Below are 1,647 nucleotides of genomic sequence, written 5' to 3' on the forward strand. Positions count from 1 at the left end.
AAAAAAAATTAAAGCGTACGGGTAATTAGTACTACTCGACTTTGCTGTTACCAGCTTTACATCTGTAGCCTATCAACGTCATCGTCTTTGACGACCCTTAAAAGAATACTCATCTCGTGGAAGGTTTCACGCTTAGATGCTTTCAGCGTTTATCCTGGCCGGACATAGCTACTCTGCACTGCACCTGGCGGCACAACAGATACACCAGCGGTCCGTACGACCCGGTCCTCTCGTACTAAGGTCATGTCCACTCAATATTCTAACGCCCATCACAGATAGGGACCGAACTGTCTTGCGACGTTCTGAACCCAGTTCACGTGCCACTTTAATCGGCGAACAGCCGAACCCTTGGGACCTTCTCCAGCCCCAGGATGTGACGAACCGACATCGAGGTGCCAAACCTCCCCGTCGATATGAGCTCTTGGGGGAGATCAGCCTGTTATCCCCGGAGTACCTTTTATCCTTTGAGCGATGGCCCTTCCATGCAGAACCACCGGATCACTTTAGCCGTCTTTCGACCCTGCTAGACTTGTCTGTCTCACAGTCAAGCTCCCTTATACTAATGCGCTCTGCGTACGATTACCAACCGTACTGAGGGAACCTTTGCAAGCCTCCGTTACTTTTTAGGAGGCGACCACCCCAGTCAAACTACCCACCATGCACTGTTTCCCGTCAGGGATTAGACTCTAAGCAAACGAAGGTTGGTATTTCAACGACCGCTCCACGGCGACTGGCGCCACCGCTTCATAGCGTCCCAACTATTCTACACATCGTTTGCTCAAAATCAATGCAAAGTTGTAGTGAAGGTTCACGGGGTCTTTCCGTCCCGTGACGGGTAACCGGCATCTTCACCGATACTACAATTTCGCCGGGCTCGTGGAGGAGACAGTGTTCAACTCATTAGACCATTCGTGCAGGTCGGAACTTACCCGACAAGGAATTTCGCTACCTTAGGACCGTTATAGTTACGGCCGCCGTTTACTGGGGCTTCAGTCAGGAGCTTTGGCTTGCGCCGAACACCCTTCCTTAACCTTCCAGCACCGGGCAGGTATCAGGCTCTATACGTCATCTTACGATTTTGCAGGGCCCTGTGTTTTTGTTAAACAGTTGGTTGAACCATTTTACTGAGACCACCCAGAAGGTGGTACGCTTTATCCCGAAGTTACAGCGTCAGTTTGCCTAGTTCCTTCTCCACGGCTCACCCGAGCACCTTAGGCTATTCGCCTCGACTACCTGTGTCGGTTTGCGGTACGGGCCGCTTTAGCCTAACCTTAGAAGTTTTTCTCGGCAGCTATTAGGACACTCGATCAGGCCGAAGCCCTCACATACTTTCGTATTTCGACAAGACCTACGGATTTGCCTGTAAGCCCTATATCTACGTACTTAAACGGGGAATTCCGTTTCCCTCGTGTGTCTTTCACTTCTGCGTCACTCCTTCGAAACTAAAGCAGGTACTGGAATATTAACCAGTTTTCCATCAGCTTCCCCTTTCGGGTTTGCCTAAGGACCCGACTAACCCTGATCCGATTAACGTTGATCAGGAACCCTTAGTCTTACGGTGAAGTAGTTTTTCACTACTTTTATCGCTACTTATGCCTACATTTTCTTTTGAAATCGCTCCAGCATACGTCGCCGTACACCTTCGAC

General features: G+C 50.0%; 1 rRNA gene (only partly in view). It reads right to left on the minus strand.

Going from position 1 to position 1,647, the window contains the following annotated elements:
• Positions 1-5 precede the first annotated feature (5 nt).
• A 23S ribosomal RNA gene (locus JUB15_RS28235) occupies positions 6-1,647 on the minus strand (it continues 1,337 nt past the right edge of the window).

Source organism: Longitalea luteola, from assembly GCF_017356035.1.
GTDB lineage: Bacteria > Bacteroidota > Bacteroidia > Chitinophagales > Chitinophagaceae > Niastella > Niastella luteola.